22 protein-coding genes and 1 tRNA gene are annotated in these 22,633 nt (G+C 61.2%); 12 read left to right on the top strand and 11 right to left on the bottom strand.

Going from position 1 to position 22,633, the window contains the following annotated elements:
* Positions 1 to 102 precede the first annotated feature (102 nt).
* A complete protein-coding gene (locus LDZ21_RS08915) occupies positions 103 to 1,065 on the top strand; it encodes a LysR family transcriptional regulator (RefSeq protein WP_244792861.1) in 963 nt (320 codons plus the stop codon).
* 336 nt (positions 1,066 to 1,401) lie between these two features.
* On the opposite strand, the gene LDZ21_RS08910 is transcribed toward LDZ21_RS08915, so the two are convergent.
* The 9 genes from LDZ21_RS08910 to LDZ21_RS08870 form a co-directional block, all read right to left on the bottom strand.
* On the bottom strand, positions 1,402 to 1,824 hold the full coding sequence (locus LDZ21_RS08910) for an ExbD/TolR family protein (RefSeq protein WP_244792859.1): 423 nt from the start codon (positions 1,822 to 1,824) through the stop codon (positions 1,402 to 1,404).
* Positions 1,825 to 1,836: 12 nt separating this feature from the next.
* Complete coding sequence (locus LDZ21_RS08905; protein ID WP_035970071.1) at positions 1,837 to 2,583, bottom strand: MotA/TolQ/ExbB proton channel family protein; 747 nt, start codon at positions 2,581 to 2,583, stop codon at positions 1,837 to 1,839.
* A gap of 26 nt (positions 2,584 to 2,609) precedes the next feature.
* Complete coding sequence (locus LDZ21_RS08900; protein ID WP_244792857.1) at positions 2,610 to 3,341, bottom strand: energy transducer TonB; 732 nt, start codon at positions 3,339 to 3,341, stop codon at positions 2,610 to 2,612.
* A gap of 285 nt (positions 3,342 to 3,626) precedes the next feature.
* Entirely contained in the window at positions 3,627 to 3,869 is a 243-nt protein-coding gene (locus LDZ21_RS08895; protein WP_035970069.1) for a (2Fe-2S)-binding protein, read from the bottom strand.
* Positions 3,870 to 4,043: 174 nt separating this feature from the next.
* Complete coding sequence (murI, locus tag LDZ21_RS08890; protein WP_244792855.1) at positions 4,044 to 4,934, bottom strand: glutamate racemase; 891 nt, start codon at positions 4,932 to 4,934, stop codon at positions 4,044 to 4,046.
* A 12-nt stretch (positions 4,935 to 4,946) separates the two neighbouring features.
* A complete protein-coding gene (bfr, locus tag LDZ21_RS08885; protein ID WP_035970068.1) occupies positions 4,947 to 5,423 on the bottom strand; it encodes a bacterioferritin in 477 nt (158 codons plus the stop codon).
* Between the two features lie 193 nt (positions 5,424 to 5,616).
* Positions 5,617 to 7,140: a fumarate hydratase gene (locus LDZ21_RS08880; RefSeq protein ID WP_244792853.1), complete on the bottom strand. Its 1,524-nt coding sequence runs from the start codon at positions 7,138 to 7,140 to the stop codon at positions 5,617 to 5,619.
* A gap of 54 nt (positions 7,141 to 7,194) precedes the next feature.
* Positions 7,195 to 7,779 carry a TIGR00645 family protein gene (locus LDZ21_RS08875; RefSeq protein WP_404980511.1) on the bottom strand — a complete coding sequence of 195 codons (585 nt, stop codon included), beginning with the start codon at positions 7,777 to 7,779 and terminating at the stop codon, positions 7,195 to 7,197.
* Positions 7,780 to 7,962: 183 nt separating this feature from the next.
* Positions 7,963 to 8,892: a DMT family transporter gene (locus LDZ21_RS08870; RefSeq protein WP_244792850.1), complete on the bottom strand. Its 930-nt coding sequence runs from the start codon at positions 8,890 to 8,892 to the stop codon at positions 7,963 to 7,965.
* A 329-nt stretch (positions 8,893 to 9,221) separates the two neighbouring features.
* On the opposite strand from LDZ21_RS08870, the gene acs reads away from it, so the two are divergent.
* The 8 genes from acs (at position 9,222) to LDZ21_RS08830 (ending at position 18,293) form a co-directional block, all read left to right on the top strand.
* Positions 9,222 to 11,204: an acetate--CoA ligase gene (acs, locus tag LDZ21_RS08865; RefSeq protein WP_244792848.1), complete on the top strand. Its 1,983-nt coding sequence runs from the start codon at positions 9,222 to 9,224 to the stop codon at positions 11,202 to 11,204.
* Positions 11,205 to 11,284: 80 nt separating this feature from the next.
* Entirely contained in the window at positions 11,285 to 11,674 is a 390-nt protein-coding gene (locus tag LDZ21_RS08860) for a DUF4212 domain-containing protein (protein WP_244792847.1), read from the top strand.
* Positions 11,671 to 13,695 carry a VC_2705 family sodium/solute symporter gene (locus LDZ21_RS08855; protein ID WP_244792845.1) on the top strand — a complete coding sequence of 675 codons (2,025 nt, stop codon included), beginning with the start codon at positions 11,671 to 11,673 and terminating at the stop codon, positions 13,693 to 13,695. The genes LDZ21_RS08860 and LDZ21_RS08855 overlap by 4 nt, the downstream gene beginning before the upstream one ends.
* A gap of 43 nt (positions 13,696 to 13,738) precedes the next feature.
* Positions 13,739 to 13,828 (top strand) — tRNA-Ser (locus LDZ21_RS08850).
* A 587-nt stretch (positions 13,829 to 14,415) separates the two neighbouring features.
* Positions 14,416 to 15,612 (top strand): IS256 family transposase, encoded by a 1,197-nt coding sequence (locus tag LDZ21_RS08845; RefSeq protein ID WP_244792843.1) that lies wholly within the window; start codon positions 14,416 to 14,418, stop codon positions 15,610 to 15,612.
* A gap of 158 nt (positions 15,613 to 15,770) precedes the next feature.
* Complete coding sequence (locus tag LDZ21_RS08840; protein WP_244792841.1) at positions 15,771 to 16,721, top strand: hypothetical protein; 951 nt, start codon at positions 15,771 to 15,773, stop codon at positions 16,719 to 16,721.
* Positions 16,722 to 16,736: 15 nt separating this feature from the next.
* The gene (locus LDZ21_RS08835; RefSeq protein WP_244792839.1) at positions 16,737 to 17,153 is read left to right on the top strand and encodes a DUF4279 domain-containing protein; all 417 of its coding nucleotides are present in this window, start codon (positions 16,737 to 16,739) and stop codon (positions 17,151 to 17,153) included.
* A 903-nt stretch (positions 17,154 to 18,056) separates the two neighbouring features.
* Positions 18,057 to 18,293: a hypothetical protein gene (locus LDZ21_RS08830; protein WP_244792837.1), complete on the top strand. Its 237-nt coding sequence runs from the start codon at positions 18,057 to 18,059 to the stop codon at positions 18,291 to 18,293.
* A 184-nt stretch (positions 18,294 to 18,477) separates the two neighbouring features.
* Here the strand turns inward: LDZ21_RS08830 and LDZ21_RS08825 are convergent, their stop codons facing one another.
* Together LDZ21_RS08825 and LDZ21_RS08820 are read right to left on the bottom strand one after the other, a co-directional pair.
* Positions 18,478 to 18,945 carry an immunity 50 family protein gene (locus tag LDZ21_RS08825; RefSeq protein WP_244792835.1) on the bottom strand — a complete coding sequence of 156 codons (468 nt, stop codon included), beginning with the start codon at positions 18,943 to 18,945 and terminating at the stop codon, positions 18,478 to 18,480.
* Between the two features lie 24 nt (positions 18,946 to 18,969).
* Positions 18,970 to 19,959: a hypothetical protein gene (locus tag LDZ21_RS08820; RefSeq protein WP_244792833.1), complete on the bottom strand. Its 990-nt coding sequence runs from the start codon at positions 19,957 to 19,959 to the stop codon at positions 18,970 to 18,972.
* Between the two features lie 518 nt (positions 19,960 to 20,477).
* On the opposite strand from LDZ21_RS08820, the gene LDZ21_RS08815 reads away from it, so the two are divergent.
* From LDZ21_RS08815 to LDZ21_RS08805, 3 genes are all read left to right on the top strand, one after another.
* Positions 20,478 to 20,741, top strand: a complete 264-nt coding sequence (locus tag LDZ21_RS08815) for a hypothetical protein (protein ID WP_244792831.1) — start codon at positions 20,478 to 20,480, stop codon at positions 20,739 to 20,741.
* 569 nt (positions 20,742 to 21,310) lie between these two features.
* Entirely contained in the window at positions 21,311 to 21,700 is a 390-nt protein-coding gene (locus LDZ21_RS08810) for a DUF3597 domain-containing protein (RefSeq protein WP_244792829.1), read from the top strand.
* A 253-nt stretch (positions 21,701 to 21,953) separates the two neighbouring features.
* Entirely contained in the window at positions 21,954 to 22,502 is a 549-nt protein-coding gene (locus LDZ21_RS08805) for a hypothetical protein (protein WP_244792827.1), read from the top strand.
* Positions 22,503 to 22,633 lie beyond the last annotated feature (131 nt).

The following is a 22,633-nucleotide window of genomic DNA, read 5'->3' as shown; positions in this document are numbered from 1 at the left end:
TTATATGGCCCGTATTTGGCGGTAAAAGACGCCGCGGCGCAAAGCATTGTCCTGCTGCGATAAACAACGGCCCGGGCCGACGACACCAAGCGACTACCGAAAATGAAAGCCGATTCGCACGACCTCAACGACCTGATGTACTTCTCGCACGTGGTCGAGCACGGCGGATTCTCCGCAGCCGAACGCGTGCTGGGCATTTCGAAGTCGCGGTTGTCGCGGCGCGTGTCGGAACTGGAGGCCTCGCTCGGGGTGCGGCTGTTGCAGCGCTCTACGCGCAAGCTCGCGCTCACCGAGGCGGGTCAGCTTTTCTATCAGCACTGTCAGGCGATGCTCGCCGAGGCGCAGGCGGCCGTGAACGTCGTGCAAAGCCTGCGCGATTCGCCGCGCGGCACGGTGCGCGTGAGCGTCCCGGTGACGATCGCGCAGACGTTTCTGGCCTCCGTGATGCCCGACTTCATGCATCGCTATCCAGAAGTGCGCGTGGTGCTGCGCGTGACCAACCGCGTCGTCGATCTGTTCGAGGACGCGATCGATGTCGCGTTGCGCGTGCGCTCGGAAGCGCCTGCGAGCTCGAACGTCGTCGCGCGGCCGCTATGGCGCACGCAGCAGATGCTGGTCGCCGCGCCGTCGCTTCTGAAGCCGAACGCGCCGCCGATGACCGTCGCGGACCTTGCGCAATACGACACGCTCGACATGCCGTCGTCGGATGGCCGGCACGTCTATCGCCTGATCGCGCCTGATGGGACGCGCCACGAGTACGAGCACGAGCCGCGTCTTGTCACGGCGGACCTGTCGATGATTCGCGAAGCCGTCATGCGCGGCGTCGGCATCGCGGCCTTGCCGGAGATGATGTACGGCGCGCCGTTACGCAGCGGCCAGTTGTCGCCGGTGATGCCGGGCTGGACGTTTCCGTCGCCGCAACTCTATGCGGTTTTTCTGTCGCGGCAGGGCATGGTGCCGGCGATCCGCGCGTTCGTCGATTTTCTCGTCGAGTCGATCGATGACGGCAGACGCTTTCCCGGAGAATGTCCTGTCATCGAGCGGCCCGAACAGGAAACGGTTTGATCGCCCCGGCGCGCTGCATCGTCTGAGACATTGAAGCGCGCGCTTGCGATGGTCAGATTCAATCGGACAAGATCTTGTCCCGCGAAAATGACGGCGTTATATTGGGATGCCTTTCGCTAAGGAGCTTCTTATGCGAAAACTGACGGCTACTCTGATAGTTAGCCTGATAGGGCTGATCGCGCTGTCCGTGTCGAACACGGCTGCCGCATGCGGTGATTCAGCGGGTTCAGGTTATTCGAGCCCCAAGTAATCGCCTCGCCCGAATGCGCCGAGCGCGCAATAAAAAAGGCCTTCGTCTGACGATGAAGGCCTTTTACTTTCTGCTCGCGGTGCAGCTTATTTCCCGCCTTTCGGCTCCGTGACGAAACCAATCTTCGTCAGGCCGCCCGCCTGCGCCGCCGACATCAGATCAGCAACACGTTCGTACGCCACCTTGCGGTCCGCGCGCAGGTGGATTTCCGGCTGCGGCGTCTGCTGCGCCGCCTGCGCGATACGCGCGTTCAGCGTCGCGTCGTCGATTTTCTGATCGTCCCAGAGAATCGTGCCGTCCGCCTGGATCGCGACGTTCACGTGCGAAGGCTTCTCGCCCTGCGGCTGGCTGCTCGCGTGCGGCAGATCGATCTTGACCGCGTGATGCATCGCGGGAATCGTCACCAGAAAGATGATCAGCAGCACCAGCATGACGTCGACGAGCGGCGTCATGTTGATTTCGCTCATCATGCCGTCGTCTTCTTCGCTGGCGAATGGGCTCATGGCCATGAGAACCTCCGCTTAGCTGGCGCGCGTCGCGAGACGCAGGCTATCGGCCTGACCGTTCGCGGCGGGCTTTCGCGACGAGAGCTTCGCCCCCGTGACGAAGAATGCATGCAGGCCGTGCGCGAAGCGGTTGAGCTTGGTCACGATGCCCTTGTTGGCACGCGTCAGCGCGTTGTAGCCGAGCACGGCAGGAATCGCGACGAACAGGCCGAACGCGGTCATGATGAGCGATTCGCCGACCGGCCCCGCGACCTGATCGATCGAGGTCTGGCCCGTCGCGCCGATGGTCAGCAGCGCGTGATAAATCCCCCACACGGTGCCGAACAGGCCGACGAACGGCGACGTGCTGCCGATGGACGCCAGAATGGCCAGGCCCGACTGCATGCGGCCGACGCCTTCGTCCATCACGTCCTTGAGGCAGCGCGTGATCCAGTCCGACACGTCCATGCGGTCGTGCAGATGCGGCTGCGTCTGATGGTGATGCTCGGCCGCTTCCTGGCCGGCGAGCGCGAGCGCAAGGAACGGGTTGTCGGCCGGGCTCGACGACTGGCTGCCGAGCTTCTTGATGCCGTCGTTGAAATCGTCGGAGTGCCAGAACGCCTGTTCAGCGTTCTTCGTCAGACGCTTCAGGCGCACGACGTTCCACGCCTTAACGACGATCACCGTCCACGAAAGCACCGACATGATGACGAGCGCGAGCGCAATGCCGCGCGTCACGAAATCGCCTTGCGCCCATACGTGCGCAATTCCGTAGTTTTGCATTTCTGTTTCCTGTATCTAAAAAACGTTCAGTCGTTCAAGCTGAAAACGAAGGGCACCGTCGCCGTCGCGCGGATCGCCTCGCCGTTTTCCTTATAGGGCGTGCAGGCGCTCGAGCGGACGGCGTCGAGCGCGGCGTCGTCCAGGCGCGAAGAGCCGCTGCTCTTCTGCAGTTTCACGTCTTCGATCTTGCCGGAAAGCCCGACCGTCAGCTTGACCATTGCCGTGCCTGTTTCGCCGCGACGGCGCGACATCGCCGGATAGTCGGGCTGCGCGATGTTGCACGACAGATGCGCGACGTTCTTCGGCGCGGCGAGATCCATCGTCGGCTTGCCGATGGCGGGCGCCGCCGGCGGAGGCGGCGCGGGCTGCGGCGGAGCGGGCGGCGTGGGATCGGGCGCGGGCGCGGCGACCTGCGACGGCGCTTCCGTTACCGGCATCGGCGTGGGCTTCGGCTCGACCTTGGGCTTGACCTTCGGTTTGGGTTGCGGCTTCGGAACCGGCTTCGGCGGCTGCGGCGTCGGCGGCGACTCGACCGCGACGGGCTGCGGCGCGGGCTTGGGCGTCTCGCTGATCAACTGCGCGATGATCGCCTTCGCTTCAACAGGGCGAGGCGGCGGCTCGTGACGCATCGTGAGCGCGACGCCCAGCAGGGCGGCATGGATCGCCAGCACGGCCGCGCACGCCGCCAGCACGCGCGGATTGACGTTCGAAGCAGGCGGCCGCTGGAAAGCGGCAGGAGAAATGGTCGGGGACTGCATTGTTATGTGCTGCTGGCCTGACTGCGGATTTCGCTGCCATCCAGAAAGGATACGGCGCGGGACGCGCGAAGAGAGCCGAACGACATCATGTGCGAAAAATAACCAGGGATATGAACAACGTGGCCACGAAACCAATCAGCAATTCCATCTTTCCCTCCTCGGGCAAGCATTGCATGGCTGGCTGACGACCCGTGGAATGAACCAAGGTACCTGGCTTGCAGGAAAACGATCATGCGACGGAACGGCGCGGTCGGCCTTCCGTCGCCCGGCAGTACAGCAGAATTATCAGGCGGCCTTGCGTTCGTAGAACGTCAACGGCACGGCCTGCGGACGCTCTCGTTCGATGACACCGCAGTGCGACGCACATGCGCCGCTTTGCGCCATCACATCGCGAACGCTTTCCTCGCATTTGCCGCAACACATCGCGACGCCCAGCTCGAACTGAAGTTCGTCGAAGGAGTCGATTCCTTCGGCGATGGCGGCGCGGATCTTCCGGTCAGACACTGATTTGCAGACACACACGATCATGATCGTTCACGATAGCTTTCGTTAATGCGAATTATTATCATTCAGTACGCGAAGCTTTGCAAGCGAGGGTCGGCGTTTTTTGTAACACGTCGCAGAAGAGCGGGGATGTTGCTGCGGGGTATCGTCAAGCGGGGAAAAGCGGCTCACGAACATGCGTGAGCCGCAAGGAACTGCTCAAACGGCTTGCGCCGTGCGGGAAGGAATGTCCACGTGCTCGACGCTGGCATTGAGTTGCAGGAGCGATGCGGCGAGTTGCCGCTGGGATTCGCCGTCCGCCGTGGAGCAGAAGCGCGGCAGGCGTTCGAGCGATGCGTCGGTGTTTTTGAGCGCGTTCGCGTCCAGCAAACGGTCGAGCTGGCGCGCGACAGCCACGCTCGTATCGACGATTTGCAGCCGCTCGCCCGCGATTTCGCGAATGGCGCGGTCGAGAAACGGGTAGTGCGTGCAGCCGAGCACGAGCGTATCGGCGCCGGCGTCGAGCATCGGCTCGAGATAGCTTTCGAGCAGCGCCATGAGTTCCGGCGACGAGGTATCGCAGCGTTCCACCGCCTGCACGAGCCCGTGTCCCGGCTGGCAGATAAAGCGGCAATCGCCGGCATAGCGGTCGAGGAGCGACTGGAAGCGCGTGCTTTTCAGCGTCACCTGCGTCGCCAGCACCCCGACGACGCGCGACTTCGACGCCGCCGCCGCGGGCTTCACGCCCGGTTCCACGCCGACGAGCGGAATCGCGAGCCGCTCCCGCACGAAGGCGATGGACTGCGCCGTCGCCGTGTTGCAGGCAACGACGAGCGCCTTGGCCCCGTGCGCGACGAGCCATTCGCCGATGGCCATCGTGCGCGCGGTGATGAACGCGTCGTCGCGCTCGCCGTAGGGCGCGTGCAGCGAATCGGCGACGTAAATCAGCCGCTCGTGTGGCAACAGGGCACGCACGGCGCGCAGGACGGAAAGCCCGCCCAGGCCGGAATCGAAAATGCCGACCGGCGCGCTCGTGTCAGGCACGGCGCGCGCGTTCGGTGTATCGGCGGACAGGGCGGATACAGCAGATGGCACAGCGACAACGGACATTGCGATTGCGGATTACTCGTGGTCGCCCATCATGGTCTGCTGGTAATTCTGGATGCCGACCTTGTCGATCAGATCCAGTTGCGTCTCCAGCCAGTCGATGTGCTCTTCTGTGTCGTTCAGGATTTTGTCGAAGATATCGCGCGAAACGAAATCGCGGACGGACTCGCAGTAAGCCATGGCTTCCTTGCAGGTCGACTGCGAAATCTGCTCGAGCTTCAGGTCGCATTCGAGGATTTCCTTCGTTTCCTCGCCGATCAGCAGCTTGTGCAGGTCTTGCAGATTCGGCAGGCCGTCGAGCATGAAGACGCGCTGAATCAGCCAGTCGGCGTGCTTCATCTCGCCGATGGACTCGTCGTACTCGTGCTTGTTCAGCTTCTCCAGGCCCCAATGCTTATACATCCGCGCGTGCAGGAAGTATTGATTGATCGCGGTCAGCTCGTTCTTGAGTTGCGCGTTCAGGTATTCGATGACTTTTGCGTCGCCTTGCATGATTGTTCCTTGTCTGGAGCGCGGGGCATTGAAGAAAGATAATCCTTGAGCGTGCTTCTGCCAAGGTAGGGAGATATTTTTTCTTTCAGATGAAACTGAGAATGAATCTCTTTAGCGACGGCGACGGAGCTCAAAGAAAAAAGCCGGGCGCCATGCCCGGCTGTTGGAACCACGCGCCGTCTGCGACGCGCGCTCAGACCGTCGCGACCGGAATCTTGCCGATCTTTGCCTGCCATTCCGCAGGGCCGGTCTTGTGAACGGACGTGCCGTTCGAATCGACGGCCACCGTGACCGGCATGTCCTTCACGTCGAACTCATAGATGGCTTCCATGCCGAGGTCTTCAAAGGCGAGCACCTTTGCTTCGCGGATCGCCTTCGACACGAGATACGCCGCGCCGCCGACCGCCATCAGATACGCCGCCTTGTGCTTCTTGATCGCCTCGATCGCGACCGGACCGCGCTCGGCCTTGCCGATCATCGAGATGAGGCCGGTCTGCGCGAGCATCGTCTCGGTGAACTTGTCCATGCGCGTGGCCGTGGTCGGGCCAGCCGGTCCGACGGCTTCGTCGCGCACCGGATCGACCGGGCCGACGTAGTAGATCACGCGGTTCGTGAAATCGACCGGCAGCTTTTCGCCCTTCGCCAGCATGTCCGCGATGCGCTTGTGCGCGGCGTCGCGGCCCGTCAGCATCTTGCCCGAGAGCAGCAGCGTCTGGCCCGGCTTCCACGCTGTCACTTGTTCCGGCGTCAGCGTGTTCAGATCGACGCGCTGGCTCGTCTCCGTATTCGGCGCCCACGTGACGTTCGGCCAGGCGTCGAGCGGCGGCGCTTCGAGTTTCGCGGCGCCGGAGCCGTCGAGCGTGAAGTGCGCGTGGCGCGTCGCGGCGCAGTTCGGGATGATCGCGATGGGCTTGCTCGCCGCATGCGTCGGCGCGGCCATGATCTTGACGTCGAGCACCGTCGACAGACCGCCGAGGCCTTGCGCGCCGATGCCGAGCGCGTTCACTTTCTCGTGCAGCTCCACGCGCAGTTCCTCGATCCAGTCCTGCGGACCGCGGGCGATGATGTCCTGAATGTCGATCGGGTCCATCAGCGATTCCTTCGCCATGACCATCGCCTTCTCGGCGGTGCCGCCGATGCCGATGCCGAGCATCCCCGGCGGGCACCAGCCCGCGCCCATCGTCGGGACGGTCTTGAGCACCCAGTCGACGATCGAATCGGACGGGTTCAGCATCGCGAACTTCGACTTGTTTTCGGAGCCGCCACCCTTGGCCGCGACCTGCACGTCGACCTTGTCGCCCGGCACGATCTCGTAGTGGATGACAGCCGGCGTGTTGTCCTTCGTGTTCTTGCGCGCGCCTTCGGGCGGGCTCACGATCGATGCGCGGAGCACGTTGTCCGGGTTCATGTAACCACGGCGCACGCCTTCGTTGATCATGTCGGTGACGGACATCGTCGCGCCGTCCCATCGCACGTCCATGCCGACCTTCACGAACACCGTCACGATGCCGGTGTCCTGGCAGATCGGCCGCTTGCCTTCGGCGCACATGCGGCTGTTGGTCAGGATCTGCGCGATGGCGTCCTTTGCAGCGGCGCTTTCCTCGAGTTCATAGGCACGGCCGAGCGCCTGGATGTAGTCGAGCGGATGGTAATAGCTGATGTACTGCAGAGAATCGGCGATGCTCTGGATCAGGTCTTCTTGCTTGATGACGGTCATGGCTTGTGCTCTGGGGACGTGGATCTTGCTGCGAGCGTTCGGATGACGCTCTGGTCAATCCAGCGCACCGCGCGCGGCGGTTTCGCTGTGGAAATGCTTCGGATGCGTGTGCGTGGTCAGCCGGTCGACATACGCCATGATCAGCGCGGACACGAGGAAGGCGACGTGGATCACCACTTGCCACATCACCGTGTGGTAGCTGTGCTGATCGGGGTTGATGAACGATTTCAGCAGATGGATCGACGAGATGCTGATGAGCGCCATCGACAGCTTCACCTTCAGCACGCCCGCGTTGACGTGATCGAGCCATTCGGGCTCGTCCGGATGCCCTTCGACGCCGAGCCGCGACACGAAGGTTTCGTATCCGCCGACGATCACCATGATCAGCAGGTTCGAGATCATCACCACGTCGATGAGGCCGAGCACGACGAGCATGATGTTGGTTTCATCGAGCGTCATCGCGTGCGTGACGAGGTGCCAGACTTCCTTCAGGAACAGCACGACATAGACGGCTTGCGCGACGATCAGCCCGAGATACAGGGGCACCTGAAGCCAGCGGCTCATGAAGATGATTCTCGGCAACGCCTTCATCGTGCCGGGTCGGACGGGCGAATCTGGAATGTGCTTGGGAGCGGACATGGGCGGCTCGTCGGGGTAGGGCGGTCGGCTAAGAGGGATGACGGGAAAGCGATTGAAACGATGAACGCGAAACCGGAACGCGCGCCGCTTATGCAAGGGCTGCGCGAAAGTCGCGTGATAAAGCCCGACATTGTAGCGCGTCGGCGCGCGATGCCGCCGTGATGCCCATTGCGGTGGGCCGGTTCAGACGCCGGATTCGCTGCTTTCCTGCGCTCTGCGCGGCGGGCGGCGAAGACTCGCCAGCAGGATGCCCGCCATCACGCAGGCGAGCGCCGCGCCGTGCGCGAGCGTCGGCCGTTCGCCGAGAAACACGATGCCATAGAGCGCCGCCGCCACGGGCAGCACGGCGGAGAACACGCCCGCGAGACTGCCGGGCACATGGCGGATGCCCTTCATCCAGAGCCAGAAGGAGAAGACGCTCGCCGAAAGCCCGTACCAGCCGACGAGCGCCCACGTGATCCAGTCGACGCCGCTCCAGTCGAACGCGAGTGCGGACGGCAGGCCGAGCGGGAGCATCAGCAGGAGGCCGAAGCCGTGCGTGTATGCGCAGATGTCGATGGCCGGCAGCGTCTGCGTGAGCCGCCGCGAGAGGATCACGTAAAGCGATTCGCAGCACACCGCGCCCACGATCATCAGATTGCCCGCGAGCGAACCGGCGCCGCCCGCGTCTACATCGACGGCTGCGTGCGCGCCGCCGCTCTGCGCCACGTTGACGATGACCACGCCGACGACGCCTAACGCGATGGAAACGAACGCGCGTCCGCCCGGGCGCTCCTTGAGAATGAGCCACGCGAACAGGGCGACGACGGCAGGCAACGTGCTCGTGATGACGCCCGCCGCGACCGCGCTCGTGCGCGCGACGCCGTTGAGCATCAGCAGCGTGAAGCCGAACGTGCCGAACAGGGCTTGCAGGAAGAGGTTGATCCACTCGTCGCGGCGCACGCGTTTCATCTTGGATAGACGAAAGAGCGGCCATAGCACTGAGAGCGCGATCACGAAGCGCAGCAGCGCGAAGAGCGGCGCCGGCACGCTTGCGACGATCGACTTGCCGATGCCGACGTTGCTCCCGACGAGCAGCATCGACGCGATGAGACAGAGGGCGTAGCGATTCACGCGATGAATTTCCGCGCCGCGTGCACGACAAGCGCGCGACGAGTTCAGTTACGATTGTGGGGACGCATTGTAGAAGCCGCGCCGACTCCGTGTATACCCCGTGCTAGCAAGGGCGCTCGCGTAAGAAGCGGGTAAGTTGGGCGGCATATCTTCGAACCAGTGCTGGAAGATGGCCGAGCGCAAAGCTCCGCAGCTTTGCATGGAAGGGAGACAGGGTCTGGCAGGAAACGCGCACGGGCGTCCCGCTTTCGAACCTCATAACATGCGGCGCGATCGCTTTACACGAGGCGCGCCGGCGGTTCTTGGAATCATCATCAGAGGGGTTGTCGATGTCTGCGATCGAATCGGTTCTTCAGGAAAAACGCGTGTTTCCGCCGTCAGCCAAGGCATCGTCGGGAGCGGCGATATCGGGCATGGACGCCTACAAGGCGCTCGCCGCCGAAGCCGAACGCGATTACGAAGGCTTCTGGGCGCGGCTCGCGCGCGAAACGCTCTCGTGGCACAAGCCCTTCACGAACGTGCTCGACGAATCCAACGCGCCGTTCTACACGTGGTTCGCCGACGGTGAGCTGAACGCGTCGTACAACTGCCTCGACCGTCACGTCGAAGCGGGCCGCGGCAACGAGACCGCGATCATCTTCGAAGCCGACGACGGCGCCGTCACCAACGTCACCTATCAGGACCTGCTCGAACGCGTGTCCCGCCTCGCCAACGCGCTCAAGAAGCGCGGTGTGAAGAAGGGCGACCGCGTCGTCATCTATCTGCCGATGTCGGTGGAAGGCGTCGTCGCGATGCAGGCGTGCGTGCGCATCGGCGCCACGCATTCGGTCGTGTTCGGCGGCTTCTCGTCGAAGTCGCTCAACGAGCGTCTCGTCGATGTCGGTGCAGTCGCGCTCATCACCGCTGACGAACAGATGCGCGGCGGCAAGGCGCTGCCGTTGAAGAGCATCGCCGACGAAGCGCTCGCCGCCGGCGGCTGCGAGGCCGTGAAGGATGTCATCGTGTATCGGCGCACGGGCGGCAATGTCGCGTGGACCGAAGGCCGCGACGTGTGGCTGCACGAGATCGTCGAGAACGAAGCGCCGCAGTGCGAGCCCGAGTGGGTCGGCGCGGAGCATCCGCTTTTCATCCTGTACACGTCGGGTTCGACGGGCAAGCCGAAGGGCGTGCAGCACAGCACGGCTGGCATCCTGCTGTGGGCCGCGCAGACGATGAAGTGGACCTTCGACATGAAGCCGGGCGACGTCTTCTGGTGTACGGCGGATATCGGCTGGATCACGGGGCATAGCTATATCGCGTACGGGCCGCTCGCAATCGGCGCAACGCAGGTCATGTTCGAAGGCGTGCCGACGTATCCGAACGCGGGCCGCTTCTGGGAGATGATCCAGCGTCACAAGGTCACCGTCTTCTATACGGCGCCCACCGCGATCCGCTCGCTCATCAAGGTGTCGGAGGCCGACGCGAAGGTGCATCCGAAGAGCTACGACCTGTCGACGCTGCGCATTCTCGGCACGGTCGGCGAGCCGATCAATCCGGAAGCGTGGATGTGGTATCACGAGAACGTGGGCGGCGGACAATGCCCGATCGTCGATACATGGTGGCAAACCGAAACCGGCGGCCACATGATCACGCCGCTGCCGGGCGCGACGCCGCTCGTGCCGGGCTCGTGCACGCTGCCGCTGCCGGGCATCATGGCCGCGATCGTCGATGAAACCGGCCAGGACGTGCCGAACGGGCAGGGCGGCATTCTCGTCGTGAAGCGTCCGTGGCCGTCGATGCTGCGCAATGTCTGGGGCGACCCGAAGCGTTATCAGACGAGCTACTTCCCCGAAGAACTCGGCGGCAAGCTGTATCTCGCCGGCGACGGCGCGGTGCGCGACAAGGAAACCGGCTACTTCACCATCATGGGCCGCATCGACGACGTGCTGAACGTCTCGGGTCACCGGCTCGGCACGATGGAGATCGAGTCGGCGCTCGTCGCGAATCCGATCGTGGCGGAAGCGGCGGTCGTCGGCCGTCCGGACGATACGACGGGCGAAGCGGTCGTCGCGTTCGTCGTGCTCAAGCGCACGCGTCCCGAGGGCGATGAAGCGAAGCAGATCGCCACCGAACTGCGCAACTGGGTCGGCAAGGAGATCGGGCCGATTGCGAAGCCGAAGGACATCCGCTTCGGCGAGAACCTGCCGAAGACGCGCTCGGGCAAGATCATGCGGCGTCTGTTGCGCTCGCTCGCGAAGGGCGAGGAAATCACGCAGGACGTGTCCACGCTCGAGAACCCCGCGATTCTCGATCAACTGGGCGAGGCGCGCTAAACCGCCTCATGCGGCCGCCGCTTTGAATAGCGGCGGTCGATCCCGATTGCCGGCGTGACGCGGTTTTGGTAAATAACCGCATGGCCACGCCGCACGCCGATACCCTCAATTCCACGCTCGCTCCGCCGCCGCCCGTGCCGGCGGCGATGGCGCGCGCCCATCGCGCTTACTGGCGCTTCAATGTCGCGCTGATCGCGGTGCTGATGACCGTCGGCTTCGTCGTCTCGTTCGGCGTGCCGCTTTTCGCGCAACGCCTTCAGCACGTTCGCATCGCGGGCTTTCCGCTGCCGTTCTATTTCGGCGCGCAAGGCGCGATCCTCGTCTACGTGACGCTGATCGTGATCTATATCGTGCTGATGCAGATCGCCGATGCGCGTCTTGCGCGCGCCGTTGCGATAGCGGGCGGCGATGTGTCCGCGAACTTTACCGCGAACGTCGCCGAGTCCCCGCCGGACGATCCGGTGCGATGAAGCTCACGAATCGCCTCATCCTCACCTACGCGCTGTATACGCTCGGCTTCCTGCTGTTCATCTTCGTGATGGAGCGCATCGAGCGCGTGGCGGGCGCGGGCATGTGGGTCGGCTATGTGTTTCTGTTCGTGCCGATCGCCGTGTATGCCGTGATCGGCCTTCTGTCGCGCACGTCCGATCTCGTCGAATACTACGTGGCCGGACGGCGCGTGCCGTCGGCGTTCAATGGCATGGCGACCGCGGCTGACTGGCTGTCGGCGGCGTCGTTCATCGGGCTGGCCGGATCGATTTACGCGAGCGGCTACGACGGCCTCGCCTACGTGATGGGCTGGACCGGCGGCTATTGCCTAGTCGCGTTCCTTCTCGCGCCTTATGTGCGCAAGCTCGCGCGTTACACGATTCCTGACTTCCTCGGCACGCGCTTCTCGAGCAACCTCGTGCGCGGACTCGCGGCCGTTGCGGCGATTCTCTGCTCGTTCGTTTATCTGGTCGCGCAGATTCAGGGCATCGGGCTGATCGCGTCGCGCTTCATCGGCATCGAGTTTTCCATAGGCATCTTCTGCGGGCTGGCGGGCATCCTCGTGTGTTCGTTTCTCGGCGGCATGCGCGCGGTCACATGGACGCAGGTGGCGCAATACATCATCCTGATCAGCGCGATTCTGATTCCCGTCTCGATGATCGGCCATCGCGACGGGCTCGGCTGGTTCCCGCAACTGAGCTATGGCCGTGTGATGGAGCGTGTCGAAGCGCTCGAGCGCCAGCTGGCGGCGTCGCCGGACGAAGCCCGCGTGCGTGACGAGTATGGGCGGCAGGCGGCGCGCATGCAGCAGCGCATCGATGCGCTGCCGCGTTCTTACTTCGACGAGCACGCGCGCCTCGTCGATGAGATCGCGGAACTGCGCCGACGCAACGGCCCGCTGCGCGAGATCAACGAGCGCGAGCGCGAACTGGCGTCGTTTCCGCGCGATCCCGCCGACGCGCAAGCCCGATGGTCCCGCGAACGCGATGCGCTGACCGGGCGCGTCGCCGCCCCGGTGCCGATGACCGATGCGTTCGCGCGCACGTCGACCGACGATGAAAGCCCGCGTACGCATCAACTGAACTTTCTCGCGCTGATCCTGTGTCTGTCGATCGGCACGGCGAGCCTGCCGCACATTCTCACGCGCTACAACACGACGACGTCGGTTGCGTCGGCGCGGCGTTCGGTCGGCTGGACGCTGTTCTTCGTGGCGTTGTTCTATCTGACGGTGCCGGTGCTCGCGGTGCTCATCAAGCATGAGATTCTGACGGGCCTCGTCGGGCATCGGTTCGCGGATTTGCCGCAATGGGTGACGCAGTGGCGGCGTATCGAACCGTATCTGATTCGCGTGAGCGACGTGAACGGCGACGGCATCGTGCGATGGGCCGGCATTCAGATGCAGCCGGACATGGTGGTGCTCGCGGCGCCGGAAATCGCGGGACTGCCTTATGTAATTTCGGGATTGATTGCGGCGGGCGCGCTGGCGGCTGCGCTTTCGACGGCCGATGGCTTGCTGCTCACGATTGCCAACGCGCTCTCGCACGACGTCTATTACTGCATGGTCGATCGTCGCGCCACGAGCCAGCGGCGCGTGACGATTTCGAAGATTCTGTTGCTCGGCGTGGCGCTGCTGGCGTCGTACGTGGCGTCGCTGAATGCGGGCAACATCTTGTTCCTCGTGGGCGCGGCGTTTTCGCTGGCGGCATCGGGACTGTTTCCGGCGCTGGTGCTCGGCGTGTTCTGGAAGCGGACGACGCAGCGGGGCGTCGTCGCGGGGATGATCGCGGGACTCGTCGTGTGCGTGTACTACATCGTGTCGACGTATCCATTCTTTACACATCTGACCGGCTTCGACGGGCCGCGCTGGCTGGGCATCGAGCCGATCGGATCGGGCGTGTTCGGCGTGCCGGCGGGCTTTGCGGTGGCGATCGTGGTGAGTTTGATCGACCGCAAGCCCGATGAATACACGCGCGCACTGGTCGATTACATTCGTCACCCATAGGGGCTAGGCGGGCGGCGCGAAGTTGGTATAATTGCCGTCTTCCGGAGAGATGGATGAGCGGTTTAAGTCGCACGCCTGGAAAGCGTGTATAGGGTAAAACCTATCGGGGGTTCGAATCCCCCTCTCTCCGCCAGAGATTATGAAATCCCGCACAGTCATTGACTTGCGGGATTTTTGTTTTGGCCACCCACGAAATGACCCACGTCCGTTGAGACGCGCTCGATGTGTCGTTGCCCCTGATTCGAAGCGTTGCCGTTCGAATTGATATATGCCGTTGCGACGACCCACGGATCCCGCAGCAGCTTCCGCGATTGAGGCCAGCGAGAACGGTTACGCCCGCGACCTTGCGTAGCGAGCGCTCGCGCATACTGTGGCGAACAAGTTCGAGGCGGCATATCACCGAACAACTTGCTCGAACAGCGCCGCCCGTTGATGGAAGTCATGGGCGGCGCACGTCCTCGGTACATGAATCCACATTCGCCACTTGTCACAAAGTGACACGCATCAACGTAGGTCTATTCACCTCCCGCTAGGATTAGCAATCCTTTCTAATATTGGAGGTGACATGTCGTTTCCGGATTGGGGAACTTCGTACAACGCGGTAGTGTGCTGAAGGATGTGCAGAAACGCTGAGGCGGCAGGAGCGCAGAGGCAGGGGTGGCCGTGGTGTAAGTTGATGAATGTCCAGTTCGTCAACCTGCCCTCGGGAGGGCTTACGCCATGGCCACGACCAAGCGTAGTACGAACCGGCCGCCAGCGGAAGCGCTGGTTGCCGGCGACCGGGATCTGATGAAGGCGCTCATGAAGGATGCGCTGCAGGAAGTGCTTGAAGCCGAAATGACAGAGCTACTGGGCGCGGCGCCCAATGAGCGCAGCGAGACGCGAAGCGGCTATCGTGCGGGCTACTACGGCCGCGCTCTGGTGACGCGCATCGGCAAACTGGAGTTGCGCGTGCCACGTGATCGGCATGGCGAATTCTCAACGGCGCTGTTCGAGCGCTATGCGCGCAGCGAGAAGGCATTGGTGGCGGCGTTGGCCGAGATGTACGTGCAGGGTGTGTCGACGCGCAAGGTCAAGGCGATTACCGAAGAGCTGTGCGGTCACAGTTTTTCGGCCTCGGCGATTTCGGCGATCAACAAGGGGCTGGATGCGACGCTGGCAAAGTTTGCACACCGGCCGCTGGAAGAAGCGTATCCGTATTTGATCGTCGACGCGCGCTATGAGAAGGTGCGTGAGTCGGGCGTGATCCGTTCGCAGGCGGTGCTGATCGCCATCGGCATCAACTGGGAAGGCCACCGGCAGGTGCTGGCTGTGGAGTTGGCCAACCGCGAAAGCCATTCGAGCTGGAAAGAATTCCTTCTGGCGCTGAAAAAGCGCGGCCTGTCAGGCGTCGAGTTCGTCGCCTCGGACGACCACGCGGGGCTAAAGAAGGCGATCGGTGAGGTGCTGCCGGAAGCCGCCTGGCAGCGCTGCTACGTCCACTTCCTGCGCAACGCACTGGACTATCTGCCGCGCAAGGCCGATGACGACTGCCTTCAGGAGTTGCGCTGGATGTACGACCGTCGCGACCTGCAGGAAGCGCAACGGGATCTGGCTGCGTGGATCAGCAAGTGGCAAAGCAAATATCCGAAGCTGGTGGACTGGGTCGAAGGCAACATCGCTGAGACGTTGACGTTTTACCGGTTGCCGCGCGCGCATCACAAGCACCTGAAGTCCACCAACATGCTGGAGCGGCTGAATGAGGAAATCCGGCGGCGCACGCGTATCGTGCGCATCTTCCCAAACGATGCGTCGTGCCTTCGGCTGATCAGGGCCCTGTGTAGCGAAACGCATGAAACGTGGCTCGAAGACAGCCGTTATCTGAACATGGCCTTGCTGGCCGAGCAGAAAAAGGAGTTCTTACGCGCTGCTGCATAGCGGGCGTGCGGCGTTCGGCGCCGCGGGAAGCCACGCGCGCCGAACGCCGCACAGAAGGATCAACTGAAACCACCGGTATCCGGTTTCTGCACAACTTGACGCACATAACTTACAACGCGCTTTACGTCCCGTTGTCAGGTGGCTGGCGATGCACGCTGATGACCAAGCGGGAATTTGAGCAGAACGACTGGTATCGACGGTCCAGCCGTTTTGGAGGTCTGTCCTATGCAGAGCGCGAAAAAAAAGAGAGCGCCGAAAACCGGCAGAGGGAAGAGGATCGGCGTGATTTCGATGTATTGTTCAGAGCGCGCATTGATGCAAGCTCGGCGCATTTGTCGTCCGACTTTCGCGCATACATCGAGTTCATTCGACACGAGTTGCGGGCGTCGAGTTGGGACGTGCCTGTCGATGGCGATGGCGTCACGCGCATACTGCGTCACGCCGTGCGCGATGGCCGTATCGTTGCATCGGTCAATCGCAATGCTTGGTTTGCTGGCACACAACGGGTGTTCAAGTGGTACGCGCCGCAGAATTGGCCAAAGGCAAGCGGCGGCGCGAGCTTCAAGGCGGAAAAGGATGAAGTCATCGGCTGGCGAGAGTTTGCCGCGCTCAAGCGTGCCAACGGCGAATCGGGCTTCGACTCTGGAATTGACGCGTCTAGCCTGAGTGCGGTGAGCAAGTTTGCGTCCGGTGCGGGCGGCGTCGTGTCTGGCAGCGGAGCAAGCGCCAGCGGCGGCGGGTTCGATTGGCTCGGCGCTGTCGAAGCGGTTGCGGGGACGGTGTTCGGCGGTGCAACGTCTGGTAGCGATGGCGGCGGCAATCCCATGCTCGAGAGTTTCGGAGGTGACGATAGTCTACTCGGCGACGCACAACCGTTTGATTATGTGCCTGACGATCTAGGCGATGAAATCGAACAACTTGCAGCAAGCACAAACAATCCGAACTATGCCGCAAAGATGCTCGGATATGAACGGAAAATTTTCGGAAAGATGGTTCACACAATGAAAGACGGTTTGGACCTTGGTGGAGCCGATAACGTTCTTTGGCACGATAACGGCGATATCGAATTTAAAGGCGACATCATCGGAAACATGCACGACTACAACTAAAGACACGTGGACCATATGAACGATTTTCAGTCTGCAAACGCATCATTCTCGATAGCTGGGGATTTGGTAAGGCCCGAAACATGGAGCGCCTATTTCAATGTGAAACCCGATGCTTTTGTTTTAAAAGGGGAGCACTTTACCACTCCGTCCGGCAAGACCAGCAGCGCACCCGGCCGCACCAATGTGTGGAGTGTGAATAGCAAACTCGCTGTTCAGAGCGACAGACTTGAGCCGCACTTGCGATATCTGATTGAGCTTCTTGCTCTGCCTCGAAGCGATTTCCGTGATTTGCTCAATAAGCAACAGGCTCGTGTGCGCTTCTTCTGTTATTGGGACAATGCGAGCGGAGATCGCGTCCCAGACGTTCCGGACGATATCCGCTCGATGATGGCGGAGATGGGCGGGACGATTGAGATTGACGAGTATCGATAACAGAGACTCGCGATTAAGGTCCGTCAATCGTCACGAGTTTTGACATCATCGTAGAATTCGAAGTGCAGACGTGTGCCGTATTCTGTGAAGTCCGGCGCGTGGTGCGCTGGAAACAGGCTTGGCGGCCTCTCGAACATTTAACCCGTGACGCCCGCGCAATGCGGGCGAAGCGTTCAACCCCGCGCGCCGACTTTGACCACTGGCGCATGGTGCATTGTCACGCCTATGGGCGGGACGTGGCAGGGAACCCGCAAGGGTTGCCGGTTATGGTTATGTTCCCGGTCCGCCAACCTTGTCACCGTACCCGCCCGCCCCTTTCTTGGGGCGGCTCCGGGCTTCACACAGGAGCGGCAATGCAACAAAACGACCCACAAAATGATAGCGGATTCGAGCGGAATGATGTGGAATAAATAGGTATCGGGATGGAGCTAAATTATTGTCTAGGAAAGGAAATTTGGATCGATGCGGAATTCGATGGAATGCAAACGGGCGGACCCTCTCTCGCCAAGCAGGACATGTAAGCCCCGTCAAATCAGTTATTTGCGGGGCTTTTCGTTTTTCTGGCCCATCGAATAGCCCATCAACGGGCGCAGGCTATCGTTCCGTTGCGTTCGTCCCGCCTATCAATATGTGTTGGAACGACGCTACAGCGAAGCGTTCAGGCTGAGTGCCGCCGTTTAGGATCGCCTCGCCTTTTTACAGCCTTCATAAGACATTTACCTTGTCGCAACGCAGACTGCAAACACGTTTCGCTCTCTGAGCAACAACCCGCGAATCTCTTGCGCGCGTTCCACGCCGCCGAACAAATGCGCAAAAAGAGCGTGCCGGATTCGCCTGAGCACGTCGAAGCAAAGGCGCGTCTCACCATTCTGCAATGGTGAACTCAAGAGGGTCCGAGACCAGATGCGCGGCGCGATAGAGTATCGCAGACTCGATCGTTTACTCATTGCAACTATCCGCGAGCGGTTAGACCAAGCCGGATGGGCGCTGCTCGTTCAAGAAGCGCGCGAAAGGCGCGCTGTTTTTGAAGTCCTGAAGATGACCGGCGAACAACTGGCCGTCGCTGGCGTTGACGGACCGATAGCGGTTCACCGCCGCCAGCGACCTGAATATCGCAAGCTTTACAACTGCGAGCCGTAGCTCCTCAAACTAAGGCCGGATGCGGCCTTAGTTTTCGTTACAGCTGGCGAGAACGGCAACCTCGAGGAACGCCCCCTTACGTTATGGTGGTGACGGCCTGCACGGGTCCTTCCTGACCCTAAGCGCCGTGCGGGCGCGGAGACGTGCGAATGGCCGTAGCCAAGGGTCCGCAATTCCACCACTTCTACGAAATATCACGCTTGTACGGGCGCATATCGACTACCACGACCTCCTTGCACGTCAGCCGAATATCGAGGCCGATATTTGGCGTAAGGTCCAGTTGAATCAGTTCACCGGGCATTCCGGAAAGTGTCATTTCCATGATCGTCGCCTCTTCAATCATGCCATTAACGTCAATATCCGATGTTCGAATGTCCAGAAAATCAAGCACGACGATGTAATCGGGGCGATCCGAAACGGGCGGCGCACCATAACGGTTGTGAAGCACTTCCAGCCGAAGGTCGAGCAATTCGCGCACGCGGTTCCCCGTTAAGAGGATTCCATTGACATCTTCGTGCGTTTGTCGAATTCTCCGCAGACAGAATGAACGTACAGCGGAGTCGTGAAAAGACGAATACCCGCCTAGAACGGCTTTAAGCCATTCGGCGCTTTTTGCATGATGCCAACCCCATGTTTTGTTTGCGTTGCTCATGACAGCCCCCTATTTGGCGCGAATCTAATTGAAACTGATCGGTGACATTGGAAGATGCGTGTTGTCCCGCACGCCACCAGAAAAATTATGTCCGTGCGGATCACCGTGGCTTCCATGATATTGAGCCGAGAGATTGCCGGTTGAATCGAAGTAATCCACATCTTGGCCATTCGGGTTAATGGCAAAACCTCCGGGTTCGTTCCCTGTCATACGAACGCCCCGCGCCGCTAGTTCCGTTACATCATCGCTCAATGCGTCCGGCACATACTCGAACGGCTGCGCGTCACTGAGCAACGAACGGCCTTCGCCATCGTCAGTATCTCCGAAGCTCTTGAGCATCGAATCGCCGTCGCTCGAACTCGCCCCGCCAAGCACCGCCCCGGCGACCGATTCGGCCGCGCCGAGCCAGTCAAAACCGCTGCCACCAGAACCACCAGACGAGCCCGCAGAGGCGGCAGCATTGGCCGCAACTCGCGCGCAAACGTATGGCGTGTCAACGTTAAAGCGCCCACTCGCGTCAAGCGGTACAAGCTGCCCGTCACGGAAGGAGTAGATGGTAGGTTTAGCATCTGGCGTTCGCTTCGGCCAGCTTTGCGGTGCGTACTGTCGGACGACCCGCCGACTACCGCACCAAGCGCGGCTAATGGCAGGAACGAGTTGACCATCGCGTACCGCATCACTGAGGATGCGCGTTACGCCGTCCCCATCGACCGGCGCGGACAATCCTGAAATACGAAGGTGTTCGCTAATGAATGCCGCATATGCGCGGAACTCGGTACAGGAGCGCGCCGCGCGGCGGTCGATGGACACCCGAAATAGCCGGTCGAAGTCTTGCCGGTCTTGCTCGATTTGTTCGTCGCGCTCTTTGCGTGCTTTCTGCCGCTCATCATTTGAGAGCTTCCAGCCGCGATCAACGTCCGGCAGGCCGCGGATCGGTATGAGCGAACATTGCCAGTCGCTGGTTAGCGGTACAGAAAGCGCGTTATACGAACGCTCCCATTCTGGAAACGACATGTCACCTCCATCTTTGACAGGAGTGCAAATTGTAACGAGTATGAACGCGTGCTTTGACGCTGAATTTCAATAAATAGAAAGGTGGCAGGGTTATAAGCCGTCGAACCTGTGTGATTCAGTCACCGTCTAGGTTGAAATCGATCAATTGCAGCCTGAGGTCATCGAACTCAGCTTTTCCATGCTATTCGGCAGTCGTCCTGAAGAATGACATAAGCCGGCGCTTCAATTGCGCTATGGCGAATCGCTGAAGCATCAAGAAAGCAGCCGAACCGATACCACATCCCACTCATCTCCCTTTTTAGGTCTGCTCCGATGGCGAGAGGCGGAGCAGGTGCGCTTCAATTTCCCACATACGCTCATCCACAAATCAATAAGGAAAACAAAGTATGAAGGGTCCAGCTCTGAGAGGATTAGCGTCCGCGCGGGCGATGAAAACGACTATCGCTGTCCAATGAATCGGGTGGCTGTCGCAAGCACGCACAACGCGCTTGATGAACGCATGAAATGCAATCGACCTTATGCCGTCATTGCCGATCGGCACGTGGAAACATCGTCGGATAAAACGTGCGGCGATCAACGATGGGACAGTACACATGTTTAGTCCGCTGATTGAACGCATCGACACTGAAGGTTCGGTGCGCGATGAGTGCATGGCTAATTGGGATGCGCCGGTTCAGGCATTAGTGGAATCGATGAACATCAGCAACTCCCAGCTAATGCCGACGAGTCTAGCGTTCCGATTCGACGTGGTATGCAAACACATCAGCGGCGTCAAACGCTGACCTATAACGGACAATTTCCTATGCGAGTCATACCCCCCATCCCGATTACGACGAAAACTCAGCGGCGCGCGGTCGCCAGACGGCTGTTACGCGGAGAGATCACGATGCAGGACGCGGCGCTGGAGCGCGGCGTGAGCCCTGTGCAGGTGCGTGATTGGCTCAAGGAGTTGGGCTATTGGGAACAGTACGATGCTCTGCGCAAAGCGCTCAGTGACCTGCGACGAAAGCGGACCCGCCAAGCCAGAAGAGCGATGCGGCAGATGCCTTAGTAGGGCGGCAGAAAAGTTTCTGTGGCGTCGAAGATTCGCGGACTCTCGCTGCCCGCGTCACGGGCGCATGGTCCCTCGGATTCGTTCCGAGAATCTGCCAGCCGATACGCAAACGGGAAGCGCCGCCGGATCGAAGCGTACTACCAACCGTCCCGCTGCAATATTTCGTCTTGATTCCGCTCGAATTGTCCACGAAGGTCAACTGAGCCGCGATGCCCGCGTTAAGGCGCGGCAGGCTCGCTGCGGTCAAAGCGTCAGCCCTGCGTTCCGCCGTATTTCAATTCGAACAAGGACACAGACATGAGTATCTTCGGTGACATCGTGGGCAAGATCTTCCACAGAGCCAAGCCGGAGCAGCCGGCGCCGGTCGTCGAGCCGGACCCGGCGCCCGCGCCCGCCGTCGAGGGCGGCGCTCCCTCTCAGGCCTTGACGGATATCGACGTCGCAGCCGTCATGGATCAACTCGCGAGCGAGAGCAGCCAAACGCTGAACTGGCGTGTGTCGATCGTCGATTTGATGAAGCTGCTGCAAGTCGACAGCAGTCTCGAACATCGCAAGCAACTTGCAACTGAACTGCATTACGGCGGAGACATGAACGATTCCGCGTCGATGAATATCTGGTTGCACAAGCAGTTGATGCAGGCGCTTGCAGCGAACGGCGGGAAGCTGCCGGCCGATCTGATCGGCTAAGCACACGATAGTCGAACGAAAGCCCGCGACCGTCAGGCGACAATCGCGGGCTTCTGTCATTCTGCTTAGCGAGGGAAGTCCGCGGCTTGCGGCCTCGGGCGGATCAGCGCGCCGTCTACTTGCTTCGCGACCGCGCGAACGCTGCGATGGGGTCGTCCGCGAAAGCTGCAATCGGATCGGATGCGAACGGTGAGCCGGACACCTTCGGCTTGGCGTGAGGCTGTAGGGCATCGCTCGCGTGAGACGGGGCCGCATGTACGTTGACGTGAGTCGTGGCGTGCGCCTCAGCGTCGTCTTTGCCGCCCACCCACTCTTCGCTGTACTTGGCGAAAGCCGGCGCGGTCATGATCATCGCAAGGGGAATCAGGACGAGTCGAAAGGCGTTACGTACTGGCATGAAGTCTTTCTTATTGTTTATCGAAATGCAAAGGCCGAGGAGCGAGCATCGGCGAATGAGAGCGGACGAGCACAGCCCATGCAGGACCCGTCAGCGACGCCCGTGACCTGCTTTTGTGTGTGGGGAACAGCCCTCAATCGCGCGAAGCTTGAATGCCCAAGTCGCGGACCAGCGCGCTATGCGCTCGTCGAGCGGCATCTGCTCATTGGCGGGGAAACGCCGTGGATTCGCGAAGCCGCCCAATGGTGCGCACGCGAGTTCCTGGCAACGAAAGCACGTTTGTGCGCGTGGTGCCGCGCATGGAATGCGGCAGCGTTACGTCGCGATGTGCGTCGACGGAAATGCGCGAGTTGTTCATTGCAGATTGCCTCGTCCGAGCCAAGGAAGGCGCATTTGAACCGTTAGCCTCGCGAAATACAGCCGGATTTTTCCTAATTACGCCAAGCGCAACGATCTTTTACGAACCACGTCGTCTAAAGACAAACAGATAAGGCATGGTGTCGCACTTCGCTCGTGACGATGCCTGCGCACACCGA

It is taken from the genome of Caballeronia grimmiae (genome assembly GCF_022879615.1).
GTDB lineage: Bacteria > Pseudomonadota > Gammaproteobacteria > Burkholderiales > Burkholderiaceae > Caballeronia > Caballeronia grimmiae.
The sequence above is the reverse complement of the archived record's forward strand: the minus strand, read 5'-3'. Positions and strand labels throughout refer to the sequence as shown.

Excerpts from the sequence above, each read along its gene's own strand:
- LDZ21_RS08915 (WP_244792861.1), top strand. The coding sequence starts at position 103 with ATGAAAGCCGATTCGCACGACCTCAACGACCTGATGTACTTCTCGCAC.
- LDZ21_RS08910 (WP_244792859.1), bottom strand. The coding sequence starts at position 1,824 with ATGGCCATGAGCCCATTCGCCAGCGAAGAAGACGACGGCATGATGAGC.
- LDZ21_RS08905 (WP_035970071.1), bottom strand. The coding sequence starts at position 2,583 with ATGCAAAACTACGGAATTGCGCACGTATGGGCGCAAGGCGATTTCGTG.
- LDZ21_RS08900 (WP_244792857.1), bottom strand. The coding sequence starts at position 3,341 with ATGCAGTCCCCGACCATTTCTCCTGCCGCTTTCCAGCGGCCGCCTGCT.
- LDZ21_RS08895 (WP_035970069.1), bottom strand. The coding sequence starts at position 3,869 with ATGATCGTGTGTGTCTGCAAATCAGTGTCTGACCGGAAGATCCGCGCC.
- murI (WP_244792855.1), bottom strand. The coding sequence starts at position 4,934 with ATGTCCGTTGTCGCTGTGCCATCTGCTGTATCCGCCCTGTCCGCCGAT.
- bfr (WP_035970068.1), bottom strand. The coding sequence starts at position 5,423 with ATGCAAGGCGACGCAAAAGTCATCGAATACCTGAACGCGCAACTCAAG.
- LDZ21_RS08880 (WP_244792853.1), bottom strand. The coding sequence starts at position 7,140 with ATGACCGTCATCAAGCAAGAAGACCTGATCCAGAGCATCGCCGATTCT.
- LDZ21_RS08875 (WP_404980511.1), bottom strand. The coding sequence starts at position 7,779 with ATGTCCGCTCCCAAGCACATTCCAGATTCGCCCGTCCGACCCGGCACG.
- acs (WP_244792848.1), top strand. The coding sequence starts at position 9,222 with ATGTCTGCGATCGAATCGGTTCTTCAGGAAAAACGCGTGTTTCCGCCG.
- LDZ21_RS08860 (WP_244792847.1), top strand. The coding sequence starts at position 11,285 with ATGGCCACGCCGCACGCCGATACCCTCAATTCCACGCTCGCTCCGCCG.
- LDZ21_RS08855 (WP_244792845.1), top strand. The coding sequence starts at position 11,671 with ATGAAGCTCACGAATCGCCTCATCCTCACCTACGCGCTGTATACGCTC.
- LDZ21_RS08845 (WP_244792843.1), top strand. The coding sequence starts at position 14,416 with ATGGCCACGACCAAGCGTAGTACGAACCGGCCGCCAGCGGAAGCGCTG.
- LDZ21_RS08840 (WP_244792841.1), top strand. The coding sequence starts at position 15,771 with ATGACCAAGCGGGAATTTGAGCAGAACGACTGGTATCGACGGTCCAGC.
- LDZ21_RS08835 (WP_244792839.1), top strand. The coding sequence starts at position 16,737 with ATGAACGATTTTCAGTCTGCAAACGCATCATTCTCGATAGCTGGGGAT.
- LDZ21_RS08830 (WP_244792837.1), top strand. The coding sequence starts at position 18,057 with ATGCGCGGCGCGATAGAGTATCGCAGACTCGATCGTTTACTCATTGCA.
- LDZ21_RS08825 (WP_244792835.1), bottom strand. The coding sequence starts at position 18,945 with ATGAGCAACGCAAACAAAACATGGGGTTGGCATCATGCAAAAAGCGCC.
- LDZ21_RS08820 (WP_244792833.1), bottom strand. The coding sequence starts at position 19,959 with ATGTCGTTTCCAGAATGGGAGCGTTCGTATAACGCGCTTTCTGTACCG.
- LDZ21_RS08815 (WP_244792831.1), top strand. The coding sequence starts at position 20,478 with ATGCCGTCATTGCCGATCGGCACGTGGAAACATCGTCGGATAAAACGT.
- LDZ21_RS08810 (WP_244792829.1), top strand. The coding sequence starts at position 21,311 with ATGAGTATCTTCGGTGACATCGTGGGCAAGATCTTCCACAGAGCCAAG.
- LDZ21_RS08805 (WP_244792827.1), top strand. The coding sequence starts at position 21,954 with ATGTACGTTGACGTGAGTCGTGGCGTGCGCCTCAGCGTCGTCTTTGCC.